2 protein-coding genes are annotated in these 3981 nt (G+C 34.4%); one reads left to right on the top strand and one right to left on the bottom strand.

The window, feature by feature from the left end:
- Positions 1-86 precede the first annotated feature (86 nt).
- Positions 87-2708, bottom strand: a complete 2622-nt coding sequence (gene adhE / locus FD06_RS02535; protein WP_056965896.1) for a bifunctional acetaldehyde-CoA/alcohol dehydrogenase — start codon at positions 2706-2708, stop codon at positions 87-89.
- A gap of 240 nt (positions 2709-2948) precedes the next feature.
- On the opposite strand from adhE, the gene FD06_RS02540 reads away from it, so the two are divergent.
- A complete protein-coding gene (locus FD06_RS02540; protein ID WP_056965898.1) occupies positions 2949-3908 on the top strand; it encodes an NAD(P)-dependent oxidoreductase in 960 nt (319 codons plus the stop codon).
- Positions 3909-3981: the final 73 nt, after the last annotated feature.

A 3981-nucleotide genomic window follows, 5' to 3' on the forward strand; every position in this document is an offset into this window, starting at 1 on the left:
ATAACCCCCAAATTATTGAACATTTTATTGTCCAACTTTTGGGGGTCACTTCACTCTAAAATTTATGTTTTAGGGAGTCTTTTTTATTATTTTTCAACATTAGTACCGTTATAATCATCAATCATAATTTGTTTCAAATCAGCAATTAATGGTTCTTTAGGATTGGTAGTTGTACATTGGTCTTGGTAAGCTAAGTCGGCTAAACCGTCAACTTTATTTTCGAAATCAGCTTTATCGATGCCATTAGCTTTTAAGCTTAATGTGACACCAACTGAATGTGCTAACTCAATGAATTTGTTAATTAATGCTTCTCTTAATTCAGCATTAGTGTTACCAGGTAAGCCTAAGAAACGAGCAATTCGAGCATAATCTTCGTCAGCTCTAAATGATTCATATTTAGGCCAAATAGTTATTTTTTCAGGTTTCTTAAAGTTATATCTAATAACATGTGGCAATGTAATTGCAATCATCAAACCATGTGGTTTATCAAAAGCACCACCAAGTTTATGCGCAACAGAGTGGGTAATTCCTAAAAAGGCGTTACCAAATGCCATTCCGGCAATAGTTGCCGCATTATGCATTTCTCTTCTGGCATATTGATCACCATTATAAGAAGCGGTTAAATTATCAAATACCATCTTAATGGCTTGTAGTGACCATGGTCTTGTGTAATCTGAAGCCATGTTAGATACATATGATTCAATTCCATGACATAAGGTATCCAAACCAGCGTAAGCGATAGTTCCTTTAGGTAAAGTTTCGACAAATTGTGAGTCAACAATTGCGACGTCAGGAGTTAAAGCATAATCGGCTAATGGATATTTAACGTGTGTTTTGGAATCGGTAATAACGGCAAATGGAGTTACTTCTGAACCAGTACCTGAAGTGGTTGGAATTGCAACAAATTTAGCTTTCTTAGGTTGGTCAAAACGGTAAGCACGTTTACGAATATCTAAGAATTTTTGTTTAGCGCCGAAGAAATCTGCTTCAGGGTTTTCGTATTTGAACCACATTGCTTTAGCAGCATCCAAAGGTGAACCACCACCTAAGGCTATGATAGTATCAGGCTTGAAGCTTTGCATTAAATTAACACCCTTATCAACTGTATTAGTTGATGGGTCTTGTTCGACATCTGAGAATAGTGAATATGCAATTTCATTTGGACGACGTTTCAATTCGTCTAAGACAATGTCAACATATCCAAGTTCAACCATCTTAGGACTAGCAACGATGAATACTCGTTTTACACCAGGCATATCATATAAGTAGCGAACGGATGTTTTTTCAAAGTATACACGAGGTAGTTTAATCCATTGCATATTGTTACGACGTTTAGCAATGGTCTTGTAGTTCAACAAATCATAGTCAGTAACGTTATGTGAAATTGAATTGGCACCCCATGAACCAGTACCTAAGGTTAGTGATGGGCGCATTTCGTTGTAAAGATTACCAACTCCGCCAAGACCACCAGGAGTGTTAACTAGGATACGACAGGCCTTCATTTTGACACCAAATTCTTTAGCAATATTCTCATCTTCAGTTTGGATAGCTGCAGTATGACCAAGACCGCCGTAATGTAATAACTCATCGGCAATCTTAAACGCATCTTGTTTGTCTTTAGCCTTGTAAATTGATAGGACAGGTGATAATTTTTCACCCGATAATGGATACTTGCTACCAACACCATCTAGTACAGCTGCTAAAACTTTAGTGTTATCAGGAACTTTAATGTTAGCAAGTTTAGCAATTTGTTTAGCATTCATACCAGCAATAGGGCCATTAACTTGTCCAGTTTCTTTATTAAACATGGTATCGCCTAGTGCTTTAACATCTTTATTAGCTACAAAGAACACACCATTAGCTTCCATTTGATTCTTAACATCGTCAAAAATTTCATGATCAATAATGGCACTATTTTCAGTGGCACAAATCATTCCGTTATCAAATGTTTTGGATAAAATAATGTCATTAACTGCACGATTGATTTTAGCAGTTTTTTCAACATATACAGGTCCATTACCAGGACCAACACCTAGAGCAGGTTTACCAGTTGAGTAAGCAGCTTTAACTAATCCAGGACCACCAGTGGCTAAAGTAATTGCAACACCAGGGTTATTGATTAAAGCAGTAGTAGCTTCACGGCTAGGGTGTTCGATCCATTGAATAGCATCTTTAGGAGCACCGGCTTCAACGGCAGCTTTTTGTAAAATTTTAGCAGTTTCGATTGAAGCTTTAATTGCTTGCGGATGCAAACTGAAAATAATTGGGTTTCTAGTTTTCATTGCAATAATGGCTTTGAATAAAGTCGTTGAAGTAGGATTAGTGACAGGAGTAATTCCAGCTACAACCCCTAAAGGTTCAGCAACTGTAATTAGTTGTCGTTCTTTATCATCGTTTACGATACCTACAGTTTTATGATTACGGATATAGTGCCATATTTCTTCAGTTGCATAAATGTTTTTAATTGCTTTATCTTCGGCAATTCCACGACCAGTTTCTTCGTGTGCCATTTCTGCCAACTTCATATGAGCATTTAAACCAGCGATTACCATTTGATGCGTTATGTAATCTACTTTCTTTTGGTCAAAAGTGTACATTATATCCAAAGCTTTGTGCGCTTTTTCAACCATTTCATTAATTTTTGAATCTATATCTTTTTTATCTTCTTTGATATTATTAGAGCCTTTTTTTAATGAGACAACTGACATTAACATCGCCATCTTTCACAAAATAATTTTTATTACTTTCAACATTTTTCATTATAGCACTTTTTGTGAAAATGTTAACAATTTAAAAGGTATTTTTAATTAAACACTTTTAAATAAGCATATATTAATGTGAATTAAATAACTTTTTTCTACTATATATAGCTTTATTGTTTAATTTAAAAAGTTAAAATCTTTGAAAGAAGTAAAAATAAAGTGTAAATTACTATGGAGGTGATTAAGTTGAATATTTTAGTTGGAACTCCAAATGAAAGTTTTGACATTGAAGAATTAAAGCAAAATTTTGCTAAAAATAATAATTTTAATTCAAAAATTTATTTTGAAAATGACGATTTATCACAAAGTGATTTAGATAGTATTAATGTTCTTGTAGGTTACAATCAAGAATTGTTAGATAAAATGCTTAATAGTAACCAATCACAGTTAAAATGGATACAAGCGTTATCTGCAGGGGTGGATTATTTTCCTTTAGAAAAATTAAATGAAAAACATGTTAAATTGACAACGGTTAGCGGAATTCATGCTGAACCAATTGCTGAAACAGTTATAGGAATGGTTCTAGGTAGTTACCGTTTCATTGACGAATCTGCTCGAGCACAAGGTTGGATAAAACCTGTCAATCAATTAAAAATGATTAAAAATAAAAAGGCAGTGGTTTATGGAACTGGTAGCATTGGTGGTAGAATTGGTGAGTTATTACAAGCTTTCAAAGCTAATACGATCGGTGTAAATCATAGTGGACATGCTGCAAATGGTTTCGACCAAACTTTTAGTATGGATGGCGACGAAGCTGACATTTATGATGCTGATTTGGTAATTAACACACTGCCATTAACGCCTGAAACCAAGGATTTTTATAACCGCGAATTTTTTAACAAGTTAAATAACAAACCAATGTATATTAGCATTGGTCGCGGACCTAGTACGAACACTGAAGATTTAACGAATGCGTTGCAACAAGGTCAGTTAAGTGCAGCAGCTTTAGATGTTACTGATCCAGAACCATTAAATCCTGACCATCCATTATGGAAAATGGATAACGTAGTGATTACTTCACATATTTCCGGCTTTTATGCTGAATATGTTGAGGAAGCATTGAAGATATTTGATGTTAACATGAAACAATTTATACAAGATTCAACTTTGGTTAAAAATGAAGTTAACCTATCTAAAGGTTATTAAAAAAGAGTCCGTTTTGGATGATGTGAACCCCAAAAGTTAGACAACTTTTACTAGGATATTAATCCCAAATATT

It is taken from the genome of Apilactobacillus ozensis DSM 23829 = JCM 17196 (genome assembly GCF_001435995.1).
Classification (GTDB): Bacteria; Bacillota; Bacilli; order Lactobacillales; family Lactobacillaceae; genus Apilactobacillus; species Apilactobacillus ozensis.